At 52.0% G+C, this 15,184-nt stretch carries 15 protein-coding genes; 6 read left to right on the top strand and 9 right to left on the bottom strand.

Annotated features, from left to right (window positions below):
• Positions 1-450 precede the first annotated feature (450 nt).
• Positions 451-2,922 (bottom strand): phosphoketolase family protein, encoded by a 2,472-nt coding sequence (locus tag H6G13_RS12260; RefSeq protein WP_190483494.1) that lies wholly within the window; start codon positions 2,920-2,922, stop codon positions 451-453.
• Positions 2,923-3,488: 566 nt separating this feature from the next.
• Here H6G13_RS12260 and H6G13_RS12255 point away from each other — a divergent pair.
• Positions 3,489-4,313 carry a bacteriorhodopsin gene (locus tag H6G13_RS12255; protein WP_190483493.1) on the top strand — a complete coding sequence of 275 codons (825 nt, stop codon included), beginning with the start codon at positions 3,489-3,491 and terminating at the stop codon, positions 4,311-4,313.
• 175 nt (positions 4,314-4,488) lie between these two features.
• Positions 4,489-5,253 carry a DUF922 domain-containing Zn-dependent protease gene (locus tag H6G13_RS12250; RefSeq protein WP_190483492.1) on the top strand — a complete coding sequence of 255 codons (765 nt, stop codon included), beginning with the start codon at positions 4,489-4,491 and terminating at the stop codon, positions 5,251-5,253.
• Here H6G13_RS12250 and H6G13_RS12245 read toward each other — a convergent pair.
• The 3 genes from H6G13_RS12245 to H6G13_RS12235 all read right to left on the bottom strand — a co-directional run bounded on the left by H6G13_RS12245 (position 5,237) and on the right by H6G13_RS12235 (position 8,201).
• On the bottom strand, positions 5,237-5,797 hold the full coding sequence (locus tag H6G13_RS12245; protein WP_199305869.1) for a L,D-transpeptidase: 561 nt from the start codon (positions 5,795-5,797) through the stop codon (positions 5,237-5,239). The two genes, H6G13_RS12250 and H6G13_RS12245, sit on opposite strands and share 17 nt — an antisense overlap.
• 87 nt (positions 5,798-5,884) lie before the next feature.
• Positions 5,885-6,736: a hypothetical protein gene (locus H6G13_RS12240; protein WP_190483491.1), complete on the bottom strand. Its 852-nt coding sequence runs from the start codon at positions 6,734-6,736 to the stop codon at positions 5,885-5,887.
• Between the two features lie 427 nt (positions 6,737-7,163).
• A complete protein-coding gene (locus H6G13_RS12235; protein ID WP_190483490.1) occupies positions 7,164-8,201 on the bottom strand; it encodes a hypothetical protein in 1,038 nt (345 codons plus the stop codon).
• Positions 8,202-9,006: 805 nt separating this feature from the next.
• Here H6G13_RS12235 and H6G13_RS12230 point away from each other — a divergent pair.
• Positions 9,007-9,207, top strand: a complete 201-nt coding sequence (locus H6G13_RS12230; RefSeq protein ID WP_190483554.1) for a DUF2811 domain-containing protein — start codon at positions 9,007-9,009, stop codon at positions 9,205-9,207.
• Between the two features lie 20 nt (positions 9,208-9,227).
• Here H6G13_RS12230 and H6G13_RS12225 read toward each other — a convergent pair whose 3' ends face one another.
• From H6G13_RS12225 to H6G13_RS12210, 4 genes are all read right to left on the bottom strand, one after another.
• Entirely contained in the window at positions 9,228-9,419 is a 192-nt protein-coding gene (locus H6G13_RS12225) for a DUF2949 domain-containing protein (protein ID WP_190483489.1), read from the bottom strand.
• A gap of 215 nt (positions 9,420-9,634) precedes the next feature.
• A complete protein-coding gene (locus H6G13_RS12220; protein WP_190483553.1) occupies positions 9,635-10,105 on the bottom strand; it encodes a DNA starvation/stationary phase protection protein in 471 nt (156 codons plus the stop codon).
• Between the two features lie 104 nt (positions 10,106-10,209).
• Positions 10,210-10,941 carry a hypothetical protein gene (locus H6G13_RS12215; RefSeq protein WP_190483488.1) on the bottom strand — a complete coding sequence of 244 codons (732 nt, stop codon included), beginning with the start codon at positions 10,939-10,941 and terminating at the stop codon, positions 10,210-10,212.
• Entirely contained in the window at positions 10,938-11,498 is a 561-nt protein-coding gene (locus H6G13_RS12210; RefSeq protein ID WP_242028283.1) for a hypothetical protein, read from the bottom strand. The genes H6G13_RS12215 and H6G13_RS12210 overlap by 4 nt, the downstream gene beginning before the upstream one ends.
• A gap of 142 nt (positions 11,499-11,640) precedes the next feature.
• On the opposite strand from H6G13_RS12210, the gene H6G13_RS12205 reads away from it, so the two are divergent.
• The 3 genes from H6G13_RS12205 to H6G13_RS12195 all read left to right on the top strand — a co-directional run bounded on the left by H6G13_RS12205 (position 11,641) and on the right by H6G13_RS12195 (position 14,532).
• The gene (locus H6G13_RS12205) at positions 11,641-12,573 is read left to right on the top strand and encodes a tyrosine-type recombinase/integrase (protein WP_190483487.1); all 933 of its coding nucleotides are present in this window, start codon (positions 11,641-11,643) and stop codon (positions 12,571-12,573) included.
• 79 nt (positions 12,574-12,652) lie between these two features.
• A complete protein-coding gene (locus tag H6G13_RS12200; protein ID WP_190483486.1) occupies positions 12,653-13,456 on the top strand; it encodes a ParA family protein in 804 nt (267 codons plus the stop codon).
• Positions 13,457-13,458: 2 nt separating this feature from the next.
• Complete coding sequence (locus tag H6G13_RS12195) at positions 13,459-14,532, top strand: ParB/RepB/Spo0J family partition protein (protein ID WP_190483485.1); 1,074 nt, start codon at positions 13,459-13,461, stop codon at positions 14,530-14,532.
• A 223-nt stretch (positions 14,533-14,755) separates the two neighbouring features.
• On the opposite strand, the gene H6G13_RS12190 is transcribed toward H6G13_RS12195, so the two are convergent.
• Complete coding sequence (locus H6G13_RS12190; RefSeq protein ID WP_190483484.1) at positions 14,756-15,085, bottom strand: hypothetical protein; 330 nt, start codon at positions 15,083-15,085, stop codon at positions 14,756-14,758.
• Between the last annotated feature and the right edge of the window lie 99 nt (positions 15,086-15,184).

Raw genomic sequence — 15,184 nt, 5'->3', positions numbered from 1 at the left:
GTACCTACAGAGTCTATTCACACTAGTTTAATTAATCCCTTTTTCACCTTTAGTAGATACTCTGGTCAAAAAACTACAAAACTTCTTTACGCTTTCCATTCGGTGAGTGCTGTTGAGCTTTTTCAGCAGCGGTTAGACAGGAGTAATTCACCCGAAACAAAAGGTAGGTGATATGATCTTTCAGCTCGTTTTTTGGAAGACGGCATTTGAGTTGATTTAAAGCCACAAGCTGTACTTCTACAGGAACACAACTGCTCTAAATGAAGTCGTGAAAATTTGCGCCTTCATGCCGGGTAATAACAACCTGAAAAAGTTTGGCGCTAGGGTTTTGATTTATGTGACAAAGCCCCAGCGCCGGTGAAGTAAAAGCCCAGAGGGTTTAGCTTCACGGCGCTAGGGCACCATAAGACGTTGGCTTATGGGCTGAAATCTCGCCCTTAGTCCTTCTGTTTAAGCGTCTGAGCGCACGCTCTCTGATTCGTCTGCAGCATCGGGGGTAGCTACATCTTGAGGACTTTGGTCAGACGGTTGGCCGGAGTAGGGCCATTTCCAGTCTTGGATCTCGGGCATGTCGTCGCCATAGGTTGAGATGTAGTGGACGTGCTCGACCAGCTTTTCGTGCAGCTTTTGCTGAACATGGGCACCCACGTTCTGGAGTTTGGGCACGCGATCGATGACATCCATCGCTAGATGAAAACGATCCACATCGTTTCGCACCACCATGTCGAAGGGGGTTGTGGTCGTACCTTCCTCTTTGTAGCCCCGGACATGGAGGTTTTTGTGGTTGGTGCGCCGGTAAGTAAGCCGGTGGATCAGCCAGGGATAGCCGTGAAAGGCGAAGATGATGGGCTTGTCGGTCGTAAACAGGGAGTCAAATTTGCGATCGCTCAGTCCATGCGGGTGTTCGCTCTCTGGCTGCAGCTTCATCAGATCAACGACGTTGACAAATCGCACCTTGAGATCGGGAAAGTTCTGCCGCAGGATATCCACTGCCGCCAAGGCTTCCAGGGTAGGAACGTCGCCGCAGGAGGCCATCACCACATCCGGTTCTCCTCCCTGGTCATTACTAGCCCATTCCCAAATGCCAATGCCTAGGGTGCAGTGCTTCACGGCAGCATCCATATCGAGGTACTGGAGAGCCGCTTGTTTACCCGCCACAATGACATTGATATAGTTGTGGCTGCGCAAGCAGTGATCAGTTACCGAGAGCAGGGTGTTGGCGTCGGGCGGTAGGTAGATTCGAGTGACACTGGCCTTCTTGTTGGCTACTACGTCTAGAAAGCCGGGGTCTTGGTGGCTAAAGCCATTGTGGTCCTGCCGCCAAACATGGGAGGTGAGCAGGTAGTTGAGCGAGGCCACGGGCCGCCGCCACTCAATGTGGTTGCAGCTTTCCAGCCACTTAGCGTGCTGGTTAAACATCGAATCGACAATATGGATAAACGCCTCGTAGCAGGAGAAGAGGCCGTGTCGCCCAGTGAGCAGGTAGCCCTCCAGCCAGCCTTGACAGGTATGCTCGCTCAAAATCTCCATGACGCGTCCCTCGGGCGAGAGGTGATCGTCGTAGGGGTAGATGTCTTCTAGCCAAGTGCGATCGCTCACCTCAAATACCGAGCTCAGTCGATTAGAGGCCGTCTCGTCGGGGCCAAAAAGGCGGAAGTTGGCCCTATCTAAGTTGAGCTTCATCACATCGCGCAGGAAGGTACCCATAATGCGGGTGGCTTCGGCGTATTCAGTGCCGGGAGCGCTCATCTCAAAGGCGTAATCTCGAAAGTCCGGCATCCGCAGGTCGTGCAGTATGGCCCCACCGTTGGCATGGGGGTTGTCGCCCATGCGCCGTTGGCCTTGCGGTGCCAATTCGGCCAGTTCTTCGATCAGCCTGCCGTTTTCGTCAAACAGCTCCTCCGGTCGATAGCTCTTCATCCAGTCTTCCAGCAGCTTTAGGTGCTCTGGATTGCTCTTCATCTCAGCAAAAGGCACCTGGTGCGATCGCCAAAAACCCTCCGTTTTTTTACCATCTACTTCCTTGGGGCCAGTCCAGCCTTTGGGCGATCGCAAGATGATCATGGGATATTGGGGCCGCTCTTTCAAACCGCTGGTGCGAGCCTCGTGCTGAATCGCCTTAGTCTCCCCAATGATGGTATCTAGAGTTTCGGCCATGAGCTGGTGCATGGCTTCGGGTTCAGAGCCTTCGACAAAGTAGGGCTTGTAACCATAGCCCACAAATAGGCTCTCTAGCTCCCGCTCGCTCATGCGGGCCAAAATCGTTGGGTTGGCAATTTTGTAGCCATTTAGGTGCAGAATGGGCAGCACGGCTCCATCGCGGGCCGGGTTGAGAAACTTGTTGGAGTGCCAGGCCGTTGCCAGAGGCCCTGTCTCCGCTTCGCCATCGCCTACGACACAGCAGACCAGCAAATCCGGGTTATCAAAAGCGGCTCCATACGCATGGGCAATGGAGTAGCCCAGTTCTCCTCCTTCGTGAATCGAGCCGGGTGTCTCTGGCGCGACATGGCTGGGAATGCCGTAGGGAAACGAAAACTGCTTAAACAGCTTTTTCATGCCCTCGGCATCTTGAGAAATGTTGGAATAGTAGTCGCTGTAACTGCCTTCTAGATAGGTATTGGCAACCAGGCCAGGTCCACCATGCCCCGGCCCCGCAATGTAGATTGCATTCAGGTCGTACTGTTTAATAGCGCGGTTGAGGTGAACATAGATAAAATTTAGCCCCGGTGTGGTGCCCCAATGGCCTAGCAATCGAGGCTTCACGTGATCCAAGGTCAGCGGCTCTTTAAGCAGGGGATTATCGAGCAAATATATTTGGCCCACTGAAAGATAGTTGGCTGCCCGCCAGTAGGCGTCCATTTTACGCAGCAGGTCGGGGGCAAGGGTGCCCGATTGAGCTTCACGTGCGATCGCTTGGGTCATGAGAGTATCTGCCTTTGCGCGAGGTCACAGGTCTTCGAGGAAACCGATCAACTCGATGCTAGGTAGGCCAAGACAGAGGATCATCCTGCTAAAGGAGAATGATTTATAAATTGTTAGCCCCTGCCACAGTAGTGGGTTAGTGATCGCCATCGGTGTCTAGCGATGAGCAAATGATGGCAAACGAATGATGAGCAGCCTATAATTCTGCAGTTGATTTAACACTGCTGGCATCGAGCTAATTGTTGGCTAGGCCAGGCTTTAAAGCTTTGTATGACTCTCAAAACCCTTAAATCTGTATCTGAATTTGCAGTTAACTGAAATATCTAAATGCATCTCAAGATAGAAGCTTTCTCTTTAGAGAGAATGGTTATCTAAGTAGGATTTTGCTTGCAGGAGCCGCTATTAATTAGGTTAGTTGTGCCATTCAAGCAGTTCTGTACCTGTGAATAGGAACCGGAGTAGCAAAAATTTTGTTCCTGAATTTTACTCCTGAGCATTGATCACATTTCGATCACTTTTCTTTGACAAGAATTGCCTTAGCTGAGAATTACAATAAGAGGTTATTTATGAATTGGCAGTATTTTTGGCAGTGGCTCTACATTGCTGGCATGGCAATTGGAGCCCTATATTTTGCCTTGCTTGGCAGAAATCCCAAGGGCCTTCCCAAGCTGGAATATTTCGTTGCGATGTTTATTCCAATCTGGTCAGGGCTGGCTTATTTATCCTTAGTAATGCCGGGTGAAGGCCTAGAGTTTGGCAGAATCAATCCCTTCGATGACCATATTGTCTTTCTAGGTCGTTACTTAGATTGGATTGTCACCACGCCCCTACTGCTATTGGCCTTGGGCTGGTCGGCCATGCACTACATGAAACACAAAGACTGGACCCTGATATTCTCTGCCATGGCCACGCAGGTGATTGTCATTGGGTCGGGCTTGTTAGCCGATATTGCTGCCGTACCCAGTGTGCGGTATTTCTGGTACATCAATGGAACGGTCGCGTTTCTAGTAGTGCTCTGGCTGATCTGGGGCCCCTACCGTGACCGGGCTAAATCGCAGAATGAGCCTGCACTAGTTCGATTTTATGACCGCTTAACCACCTTTTTCACCGTAACCTGGATTTGCTACCCAATTATTTGGATTTTGGGGCCTGCTGCCTTAAATGTTTTTGATCGCACGGTCGAAACCTTTCTCTTCTGTCTAGTTCCATTTTTCTCTAAAGTCGTTTTTAGCTTCATTGACCTCAATGGGCTGCGCAGCTTAAAGGAGAAACCAACAGAAACTACTGAGGAGCACTTTGTCAGCGGTACTTTCCACTTCAGCGACATTAGACTGCCCTGGCAACCGCGGCGGCAGCGGCGGCGGCGCTATTTTCCGGGTGGCAGCCGTTAGGGGCGTAAAGAGGATTGAGGGAGGTTGCGATCGCAGCCTCCCATCCCCCACTCAGCAGCCCAGACAAGCTATAAAAACTACATCTACATAAATTTCTGTGCAGCACCTCTATCTTTAGAGAGATTTTGAGGAGAAGGGGGCATTATATCTGAGCGCTCGCTTAGAAGGAATGCCTGTGCTGCGTTTCAAGTTTTTCGGACTGTTTTTATTGACCCTACTGCTTAGCTTAGCAGGCGGACCTATCCAAGGGCATCTGCTGAAAACGCCTGAACTGCAAAGTTTTGGTTTTGGTAGCGCAAACCTTGCCTTGAAAGCAGAAGCTGCTTCCTTTGAAACAGAGAGCCTAAACGAACCCAAAAAACAGCTTCAGAGCAGGCTGCAAAGTCAGCAGGCTCAGCCATTAGTAGCGCCAACCATCAACGTCAACCATCGTTACTACCCAATTACCGGCACCAGCGCCACCCAGTTGCGAACACAAATGCTCCAGCAAGGCCCCTTTGAGCCTGCGGAAGGGCGGCGCTACGACGCTAGAACCGAATGGTTCGTGCACTGGTCATATCGCTATAACAGAGCCAGCAGCCAATGTAGCGTCAGTTCGCCAGCGACCAAAATCGACGTCACCATTACCTATCCACAGTGGGTACCTCCCGCAGGAGCACCGCGATCGCTGGTTGCGGAATGGCAGCGGTACATTACGGCACTACAAAACCATGAGGACGGACATAAAAACAACGGCATTTCTGCAGGCAGAGAGATTCTGTCGGCCTTAAACCAGCTCCCTGCCTACTCATCCTGCCAGGCGCTCGACAGTGCTGCCAATGTCGCCAGTCAGAGCATTATTAGACGTTATAACCAGAGAGACTTAGACTACGACCACACAACTAATCACGGATCTAGTCAGGGCGCTGTTTTTCCTGGCGGCTCTAGGGCTTCACAATGACCTGTCTGCCTAAGTTCACCTCGTTATACAGTTCCGCAATGTCCTCGTCATACATGCGAATGCAGCCGTGGGAGATTGCCTGGCCCACCGTCTGTCGATCAGAAGGAGGTGTGCCGTGAAATCCAATCCAGTCTTCGCCATTGCGCCAGAAGCCTATCCAGTAAGACCCTAAAGGATTTTCAGGATGCCCCGGCGGGAACGATTCATTGGTAAAGGGGTGAATCCAAACTGGGTTGCGCCGCATCTGCATCACTCTGAACTGCCCTTCCGGCGTTTCCCAACCCTGCCGACCGACACCAATGGGGTAGCTTCTTACCTTGGCGTTGTTTCGGTATAGGGTCACCGTGCGGCGACTCAGTTCAATTTCTAGCCGGTTGGACTCTAACGTTGGGTCAACAGCAGCATTAGAAGAGGCGGCCTTTGCTGCTGCCATTTGGGGAGGCGTGACCGGCTGCGAAGCGACTGGGGTTCGAGGAGTGAGATACAGCCACAGGGACCAGGCTAGAGTGGCAAACGGAAGAAGCTTGAGTATCTGATACGCCATACCTCTAATAAGCCCAATACGCCATAGTGTAATTCTGATTCAAATGCAGTCGGTGCGGACGGGATTCTACGTCCGCACCACTACTATTTACCAGAAAGCTCGAACGCCGTCTGTGCCGCCTGCACCAGCACCTGCGCCTGTGCCAGTCGTGCCATCATCGAAGCCTTCTGCACCACCGGCCCCTACACCAGCGCCCGTACCTGTTGTGCCAGTGCCATCAACTCCTGCATCTACACCAGGAGTTGTCGTACCTGCACCACCAACTCCAGTGCCTACACCGGGGGTCGTCGTACCCGCGCCACCTACGCCCGTACCCACACCGGGAGCCGTGGTGCCAGGAGTTGTGACCGTACCGCCTGCGCCAGCCCCTGTACCAGTGCCAGTCGTGCCGGGAGTTGTGATGCTGGTGCCAGTTCCAGTAGTGCCAGGAGTCGTAATAGTGCCACCTACGCCGGTGCCAGTCGTGCCGGGAGTTGCTACACCAGGAGTTGTCGTACCAGTGCCACCTGCGCCAGTTCCTACACCGGTACCCGTCGTTCTACTAGTACCAGGAGTTGCACCGGTACCCGTTGTTCTACTAGTACCAGGAGTTGCACCAGTGCCAGTTCCAGCGGTACCAGGAGTTGCTGCACCGTCGGTTCCAATAGTGCCAGGAGTTGCTGCACCAGGGGTCGTCGTATCAATGCCAGTGCCAGTGCCAGTCGTGCCAGGAGTTGCTGCACCAGGAGCCGTTGTACCCGTCGCACCTGTCGTTCCTGTCCCCGTGGTACCGCCCGTTTGTCCAAGTAGCTGCCCTGATTCAGTATTGACCGAATCGGTATTGGAGGATTGGGAATTGAGCAGCGCTAGAGCTGGGAGGCTCAGGAATGCACTGACACTTACCAGGCCGACAATGCTCGCTAATTTCTTAGCTGACTTTTCGTTGTTTTTCACACTCATTGTTTTTCCTCAATGATGACTGGTCAATGACGACTGGAAGGGGTCAACCTATCTGCTGGCACTACATCTAGAGAAGAAATCCTAAGCAGTATAGAAAGGAATTTCCAAACATCAGAAAAACAGATCCAGCTGTAGTGGATCTGAACTTCGCACGTTTAAGCCAAGAACTAAGCAGCGCAAAAAGACGCCAATTCGCTTAACTGACAACAGATAGGCAATTAGCCTGCTTCCTGAGCAGAACGTTGAACAGAGATTTAAGCTTTTTAGGAATACTCCAAAAAACTTCTAGAACTACAGTTAAAACTTAGACTGGCAAAAACCTATGCTTATCTACTCAAAGAGGTATTTCTTCCGCTGAGCAGTGGATGGATTCTAGTTTCAGAGGACTGTGAGAGTGATTACTCAACCCTGATACTCAAAGCTACTTTCACGGCAAGTCTAAGCTGAGAATAACGTCTACTACTTGATCTGCCGTTGGTTCTAACTGTGGAGTGATGACTTCAGGTTTCTCGGTAATCAAGGCTTGGGGAACTGAAGAAATCGGACTTGCGACAGAGATCTCCTGCTCAAGGGCAATTGTTTTTGCGATCGCACCCAACCGCCGCTCCTGATCCTGGGAAATACTAGCGACAGCATTCCCTAGCCCAGGAGCATTCCACCGACCAGTGTCGGGGTCTAAAAAGGCGCGGGTGCGGGCATAGAGAATAGCCTCATCGCCAGCCATGCCTAGCTCATGGGCCTGGTGCAGCCAGTCTAGATAGCCCCGGTCTAAGGCGGCCAGCGAAGCCTGATTGGCTAGGTCAATGCCGTTGAGGGTTTCTGCCAGTGTCAGAGTTAAGCCCTTATCCTGGGCCTGTCGATTTAGCTCAGTAGCCTGCCGCTGTAGCCGCTGCAGCTGTCTGGCATCGGCCACTTCAGGAGAGGGCGCTCCGTGCTGGTAAGAGAAGCTGCCTAAGTTCCAGGCTCCATTGCCGGGATCAACATGGCCGTAATAGGCCGAAGTGCGGTGACCTTGAGGGGTGCGGGTGCCCTCAGCACTGCCCACCGCTCGGGCTACCAAGGAATCAGAGCCTCCAGCAAACAAATCGGATTCGCCGGTTGGAGCGACAAGGGCCGCTTGACCTTCTGAGTCGGGCGGTGGCGGCAGCGCTATGGTCGAAGTCTCAATTACTGGAGGAGGCGCTGCTGGCACCGGCAGTCGCTCTAGCCGCAGCGGGCCTTCTAACACCTCAGAAGGTACTGGCACCTCAGAGGCCGCCCCAGAAGATAGCGGTAGATCAGAAGTGAGGGTCACCTCTGGTGACAGATCTGCTTGGACAGGCATGGGAGCCCCAGTAGGCGGCAAGTCAAAGGCCAAGGTAATGTCATTGGCCTGAACTGCAGGGGCAACTCCCAAGAGGGCAGCTGTCGTCAAGCCGGCGGTCCAACCGTCCAGGGGCATCCTGCGGTTTCGATACCTTCCCATGAGGCTTTACTCCTACAAACATAGATAAGCAAACACGGACAGGCAGGCTTGGCACCCTTAGCGGATGCAGACGACCTTGGAATCATTTCTAGAAATGAAAGTTAATCCCGATGAGTTTCAGGCGGCTAGGGAAGAGATGCTTAAGACAGCGTTAAAATCACTTACTGTAGAGTACATATGAACTAATCACAGCTTTGCTGTAGTTTATCGTGGGAAGCCTGCTTTTTGGCAAGAGCATCTTTACTCAGTGATAGAAACGGATCCCAAAGTGCTTGCTTTTGCTGAGTTTTAAGCAAGCATACAGAGCAATAAAGACGGCCACACTTATTTTTTTTAGGGCTTCACAATTTTTTTGGATTTTATTTTTGTTTTCCCCAGCTTTGTTCAAAGTTCTCCCCAAGGGATCGGCCCATTTTCCACAGGGTAAAACAGCACTGCTAGGGGTTGGGCAATTTCTGTGGATTACGCCTCTCCACAAATTAAAAGTTGCAAAATCATCATTTGCCCCCAAACCCAGCGAATCGGGAACTACCAGAACCCTCATTCTTTCGTTCCGGCTTTGGTTCACTAGCGCATCTGCCTGTCTTTGGCAACGTTGACAGGGGTGGGCGGGTTAGTGACAATGATGCGACAGCTATTGCAGCGCCCTGACTCAAGAGTCTTCACCCTCTAGATTTCCTTTAAAGCTGGAAGTTTAGAGCTAAACTCTAAGTCCGTCGAGCGCAGCTTTTGGGTGTCTAGTTTTGTAATTTCCGTCGATTTTTTGGTTCCTATTGTGAAGGAGAGTTGGCTTATGGCGACGACAATGGTGCCCCGGATCAGTCTGAACGTTGAGATCCCTGAGGAACTGCACGAATCGCTGCAGACCTATCTCGAAACCCATCCGACCTGGAGCCAGCACCGAGTTTTCTGTGCTGCGCTGTCACTGTTTCTTATGCAAAATGGGATGTGCGATCGCAGAGTTAACCGGATCTACCTGGATGCTCTGTTTGACTACGCAGCTTAAAACTGAGTCAAGAGAAATGGCTAAACCTGCTCCATCCAGTCAAAAATCTGATTGAGCTGCTCTAGGTCAACAAAACCGTACTGCCAGAGGATCATTGGCAGCAGATTGGGGGCTTGCTCAGCTCGGCGCAGCCCTAAAGCCAGTGCATCGGCAGGCACCGCTAACGTATCTCGCAAGAATTCGATCAGCCGGGTTTGCTTTGAAGGGGTCATCACTAAGAGCTACTGAACTAAGAGGTACTGAGCGACAAGGAAGCGGCCAATAAAGTTTGTTGAATGCCAGTGTACCGACCCCACTTGGGACGGGCCTGAGCCTTTAGCCATAAACAAGCACCCCAACAGCTCTGCCGGGGTGCTTATTTGTCAGCCTCTACAGGCCCGTTTATACAGGCATAAGAAAGTCATCCTATGCCTGCCGATGAACAGTGCTACTGCCCTAGCAGGCTCCTGAGCATCCATGCTGTTTTTTCGTGAACCTGCATCCGCTGGGTTAGGAGGTCAGCGGTCGGCTCATCACTGACCCGCTCAACTACCGGAAACACTGAGCGGGCGGTGCGAACCACTGCTTCCTGGCCTTCTACCAGCTTACGGATCATGTCTTCAGCACTAGGCACGCCCTCTTCTTCCCCAATTGAGGAGAGGCTGGCAAACGACTGATAGGTGCCTGGGGCTGGAAACCCCAAGGCACGAATGCGCTCGGCAATCAGATCGACGGCCAGGGCTAGCTCGTTGTATTGCGTTTCAAACATCAGGTGCAGGGTCTGAAACATCGGCCCCGTAACATTCCAGTGGAAGTTGTGGGTTTTTAGATAAAGGGTGTAAGTATCAGCCAGCAGTTTAGAAAGACCTTGAGCAATTTCTTGGCGGTCCTGTTCCCCAATACCAATATTGATTGGCATGGCATTCATTCCAGCGGTCATCTCTTTTGACATCATTTGCAGCATCCCTCTAAAAGATTTAAGGGGGTCTCCAGCCGACGCCCCACATCAGGATTGTACTGACCTTAAAGAGATTCTTGCGGATGAACGGCAGAATTGTTGTCTGGAAGCCTGTTTACCCAAACACTACTGATGTCGTAAAAGTCTCCACGCTGCTCTATCGGGTAGCCACCTAACAGTAGCGCCAGCCACAGCTGAATCAACGGCATTCCGGTCAGCTGCTGAAGCTGGATCAGGGTAATTTCGGTGCAGGCATTTTGGCTCATCCATCGGGTAATTTCTGCTACCCAGGTAGAGACATCTTCTTCGTGGGCAAGGGACAGGGTGCGATTAAAGATGTCGGCTTCGGTGAGAGCGGGTTCTTGGCTCATCTGCGTCTCTAGCACCTGCAGCAGAGCAGCTCTATCAAGTTCTCCGGCCACTGAAGTTGTTAGAGCCCCGTCATCTCGGCCATGGCTAGAAGCTTTGGGCAAATCTTCTGGAGCGGCAATGAAAGGCTCAAAATCAAGCTCCATCGTCTGCCGCACATATTGATCAAAGGCGTTGGCAGGCATTGGCGGCCCCTCATCGCTGGCAGTAGCTTCTAGGTCTTCAAATGCGATTTGCGATCGCATCTCAAACACCTGCACAATTTGGGCAATTCCTTCCGAAACGACCTGCAGCCGCCCCAAAGCATCTAAGGCAGACAGCGTTTCTTCCAGCAGATCAAGCAGGGCAATCATGTCTGCCTCGGCAGGGGCTTGGGCAGCGGTTTCTAGCACCTGCCACAGGGGTAGCTCCAGCTGGACTAGCCTCATGCGCCCTCTTCGGGGTGCAGTGGGCAGGGGCGCAGGCGGCACAGGTCTGGGTCTAGTCGTACCTGGCTGGCAAACTTCTTGAGGGTGTAGCGGCTTTCTAGAAGCTGCAGCATTTTTCCCACATAGGCATGGACTTGGCTGGGCACCAAGCCAGCACAGTGAATGGGGGGCACCACCGCTACTTTTTCCTGGCCTTGCCAGATCTCAGCACCGATCGCGTGGACAGGTGTATCAGCCCCAGCTTTGCGATATACCACCAGCACCGCAAAGACGACCTGCGCCAGCAGCCCCAAATCCACAGAAATCTGCTCCAGTTCTACCTGCCTGCGTCTGCGGTTACGGGTCTGGTTAATGCGATCGCGGTGTCTGGCATAGGAGCGGCGACTGTAGCACACCGCTGGATTCCAGCAGCCATTGCCTTCAGGCCCATGCAGGACCTGAGCCTGCTCCGCTGAGAGCATGGCGCACTTGCGGCACTTTTCGGGAATGCCCGAGTGTTTTTTGCCCCCTTTAGGAGCAGCATTGGAAACAGCACCTGACTTTGGCCGTTTGGGCATAGTTTTGCTGAGTCGAATGAGCCGTTATCAGTCCCTGTTAGGCCGCTGCGACTGGACTTGAGTGTATTGTGCCATATTGTCTTAGACTTGTCTTATCCCAAATAATTTTATCTAAATCGTATCTTTATCGGGACTGCAAACAATGCCTCGAAAGCCGACACCAGAGCCTGTCATTATTTCGCTTCAGCTTCAACGGGCTGCCTCTAAGCCGAGCCAGAGAGGGTCAGGGTTGCCGACCGACCGACGCCAGGCAAGTGTGGATGAGTTTTTGCAGGTGCGATCGCTCTCTGAAAACAGCCAAAAAGCCTACCGACAAGATCTGAAGCGATTCTTGGAGTGGACCGAGACAGATTGGCCGCAGGTCAGCTATGGGCAGATAGTGCAGTATCAAAAATTTTTAATAGAGCAGTCGCTGGCTCCTGCCACTGTTAAACGAGCAATGGCAACACTTCAGAAATTTTTTCGCTGGATGGTTGATAGCGGATACATACCCAAAGATCCCACATCAGCCGTGGCTACACCCCATGACTCACACAGCGAAAATACCCACACCACAGCACTCAGCCCAACAGAACTAGCCCAGATTTATGAGATGGCTCTCGCAGGTTCTTTTCCTAAACGGGACACTGCACTCATCTCGGTTCTGCTTCATGGGGTTAGAGCGGAGGAAATTTCTGCTCTAGATATAGGCGGTTACCGGAGCGATCGGCTCCAGGTTAGAACAACTCAAGTGATTAGTCAGGTGCCGCTCAACGACCAGGCCCGAAAAGATTTGGAGACCTACCTCGCCTCACGGACTCGGCTGGGGGAAAGCCTAAGCGACAGTTGCCCTTTGTTTCTCTCCTATTCGCGCCGCAGCTACGGGCAGCGCCTCAGCGCGTGGGGCGTGCGCGATGTTTTGAATAAACTGCAGGCAGCCACCGGCTTCAGCCTGCATCCCCATCGGTTCCGCCATACTTTTGTCGCTCGTCTGATGCATCAGGACCTAGACCTGCATCAGGTCATTGCGTTAACCCGGCACAAGTCTGCGCAGAGTCTCAGCCGCTACGCCCAGGAATCGCCTCACCCAGCCTAGGAATTCACGGCTTCTCCGTAAGATTTTAGAATTCTAGTTGGGCTTAGGTATTATGATAGGGCGTTCTGATGAACTCCCCATGCCCCAAAAAAGAATTGCCATCCAATCTAACAGCGGCGGAGTTGGAAAAACTACCCTAGCAGTCAACTTGGCCTACCAGTTGGCTAGAAAGAAGCAGACCGTTGCCCTCTTTGGCTGTGACCCCAACGGCTCTTTAACCCTATTTTGTGGCTTAGATGATCCCGCAGCCGACCAGACGATTGACTACATTTTGCGACCTGAGTTTGCTGGAGACTACCCTTTGTTTTCGGCCTGGGCAGATCGGATCTCAGGAATTGATGCTTGTCTGGGCGGCCTAGTTTTATCTGAAACTGCTCAGCGCCTGACGATGACTAAGCGAGGCGAGTATCTTTTGGCCGATAAGCTAGAAGACTACCCACTGCCTCACGACATCATTATTTTTGACTGTCCTGGCACTATTGAGCAGCTTCATACGGTTACCCTGGCAGCCTCAACCCACATCCTAGTCACGCTCAAGCCCGAGGATAAAGACATTGATGCGGTCGCTAAGCTGATTGACTGGATTTACCGCACCCGCCAAGAGCTGAGGCTAAAGCCAGCGCCTGAGATCCTGGGCCTTGTGCCCAACGGGTTTAAAGACCGCGCCATGCACCGAGACAACCTAGGTCTGAGCCCTATCGCAGACATTGAGACCCTGCCTAGCATCATGCGAACAATGGGCATCCCCATGTTTTCCAAGATTAACGACAGTGCCCATATCGCCAATGCGGCGGCTGCCGGTCTACCTTTAGGGCTGTTTCGGCCCGGTGAAGCAGCCAATCGAATTTATGCAGACATTGCAGATGCAGTTATTGGAGCCTGATCATGGCACGTCTAAGCAAGCGCCCCATGTCTACCATGTTTCAGGGAGCGATGTCTTCCCAACGAGATGATGAAATCGCTCAGCTCAAGGCTGAACTGGAGATGCTGCGATCGCAATCCACTAGCGCCAGCACTCAGCTCCCTACTCAACAGATCGTTCCCCTGCGCCTACCTGAAAACTTAAAGCAGCCTAGGCGCTACTTTGCCCTAGACAAAATGGCAAAGCTCAAAGCCTCCATTGATAAACATGAAGGCGTGTTAGAACCCATTTTGGTGCGAACTGCTGAGGATGGGCTCTACGAGATTATCAGCGGCGAGCGGCGCTGGCGCTGCTGCTGCGAGTTGGGCATCGAGACTATTCCAGCGATGACCGTGGAAATGTCCGATGAAATGGCCCTAGAGGTGGCGCTAATTGCTCACCTCTTAAGCGAAGAAATCTCCCCAATCGAGGAAACCGACTCGATTATGGGCTTACTGATGCTGCGGCTAAAGAAGTCCTTTGAAGAGGTGAAGAGACTTGTAGGCCAAATCAAAAACTATCATTCTGGAATGATAGGCAGCGTTGATGAGGAAGAGATGCAGGTGGCAGAGGCCATCTTAGAAGAATTTGATCTGAAGGTTGGCAGCTTTGTCTCAAATCGACTGCCCCTGCTTAATTTGGCCCCAGTCATTCTAGAAGCAGTCCGAGCAGGAAAACTTTCACCCACCAACGCCACGCTGATCAACCGCCAGCCAGAGAACCTACATGAGCAGCTTGTGCAGCAGAGTGAAGGGCTGACCAAAGAAGAGCTGATGAAGCTACTGTCTCAAATTCACAGATCCTCATCAGCCAGATCAGCCTTAAGTGAAAGTAGCGAAAGGGGGCGTCTGGGAACATCTGGGGACAGCCAACCAGAAAGTCTCAATCAGAACTTGTCAGAAGAACCTGTCTACGAGCGAGTTTATACTCAGATCAAGATGTTGCGCCGTAAGAAGCAGCTATTTAAAAACAAGCAGGTGCAGAGCCGAATCAGTAAAATCGACAAGCTGTTAGATGAGATTGCCTCTATTGCCGAGGATTTAGGAATTGAGGTTTAATTACCCTAGCCAAAGCTATCATTCTAGAATTCTAAGTCTCCTCACTACCCTCAATCCAAGGTTTAGAGACGTTTCAGTCGCGTATAGTACAAGTTAACCAGCCGACAGAGAAAAAGAGGATAGCAGTCCTCTGTACCGACTTAAGCACAGTCCTTTAAAGGAGCATGAATTGCGCCCAGTGTAAGAATCAGCACATCTTCAAGGGGTACGGTCAGGCTTTGTTTCAGCTTCTAATTTGTTTGCCGTGGTAGCGTTTGCGAACCCGGCTGCCCTCCCGCCAATATTCATACCAATAGGGGCCATGGAGCTTACCGCTGGCACAGCGACAGTTTTCCTTGCCGCATTTGACCCCTTCTAAGAGCAGACAGGACTTACCCAATCGCCGGGTTGCCACCACTTGATTAGCCGTTGGAGGCAGCCATTCCTCAGCCTGTCGCTCTAGGGTTGCCAGGTGATCTGCTAGCCAGATCTGTAGGTCTTCTACTTGATCTAAGGTGAGGTCGTGAGTGATGTGGTGGCGGATATCAGCGGCAGAGAGTTTGGAGGAGGACATGGCTTTCTTAGGTAACGAGATTAGAGAGAGGCTACGAGTATGTTACCTAAGAATTTTGTTTACACCAATTCCTAAAATCGGGCTATGAATAGTCTCTGG

Source organism: Pseudanabaena sp. FACHB-2040, assembly GCF_014696715.1.
Classification (GTDB): domain Bacteria; phylum Cyanobacteriota; class Cyanobacteriia; order Phormidesmidales; family Phormidesmidaceae; genus JACVSF01.
This window is presented reverse-complemented; position numbering and strand designations above follow the sequence as displayed.

Bases quoted from the DNA above. Each gene is read 5' to 3' on its own strand.
- H6G13_RS12260 (WP_190483494.1), bottom strand. From the start codon at position 2,922: ATGACCCAAGCGATCGCACGTGAAGCTCAATCGGGCACCCTTGCCCCC.
- H6G13_RS12255 (WP_190483493.1), top strand. From the start codon at position 3,489: ATGAATTGGCAGTATTTTTGGCAGTGGCTCTACATTGCTGGCATGGCA.
- H6G13_RS12245 (WP_199305869.1), bottom strand. From the start codon at position 5,797: ATGGCGTATCAGATACTCAAGCTTCTTCCGTTTGCCACTCTAGCCTGG.
- H6G13_RS12240 (WP_190483491.1), bottom strand. From the start codon at position 6,736: ATGAGTGTGAAAAACAACGAAAAGTCAGCTAAGAAATTAGCGAGCATT.
- H6G13_RS12235 (WP_190483490.1), bottom strand. From the start codon at position 8,201: ATGGGAAGGTATCGAAACCGCAGGATGCCCCTGGACGGTTGGACCGCC.
- H6G13_RS12230 (WP_190483554.1), top strand. From the start codon at position 9,007: ATGGTGCCCCGGATCAGTCTGAACGTTGAGATCCCTGAGGAACTGCAC.
- H6G13_RS12225 (WP_190483489.1), bottom strand. From the start codon at position 9,419: ATGACCCCTTCAAAGCAAACCCGGCTGATCGAATTCTTGCGAGATACG.
- H6G13_RS12220 (WP_190483553.1), bottom strand. From the start codon at position 10,105: ATGCCAATCAATATTGGTATTGGGGAACAGGACCGCCAAGAAATTGCT.
- H6G13_RS12215 (WP_190483488.1), bottom strand. From the start codon at position 10,941: ATGAGGCTAGTCCAGCTGGAGCTACCCCTGTGGCAGGTGCTAGAAACC.
- H6G13_RS12210 (WP_242028283.1), bottom strand. From the start codon at position 11,498: ATGCCCAAACGGCCAAAGTCAGGTGCTGTTTCCAATGCTGCTCCTAAA.
- H6G13_RS12205 (WP_190483487.1), top strand. From the start codon at position 11,641: ATGCCTCGAAAGCCGACACCAGAGCCTGTCATTATTTCGCTTCAGCTT.
- H6G13_RS12200 (WP_190483486.1), top strand. From the start codon at position 12,653: ATGCCCCAAAAAAGAATTGCCATCCAATCTAACAGCGGCGGAGTTGGA.
- H6G13_RS12195 (WP_190483485.1), top strand. From the start codon at position 13,459: ATGGCACGTCTAAGCAAGCGCCCCATGTCTACCATGTTTCAGGGAGCG.
- H6G13_RS12190 (WP_190483484.1), bottom strand. From the start codon at position 15,085: ATGTCCTCCTCCAAACTCTCTGCCGCTGATATCCGCCACCACATCACT.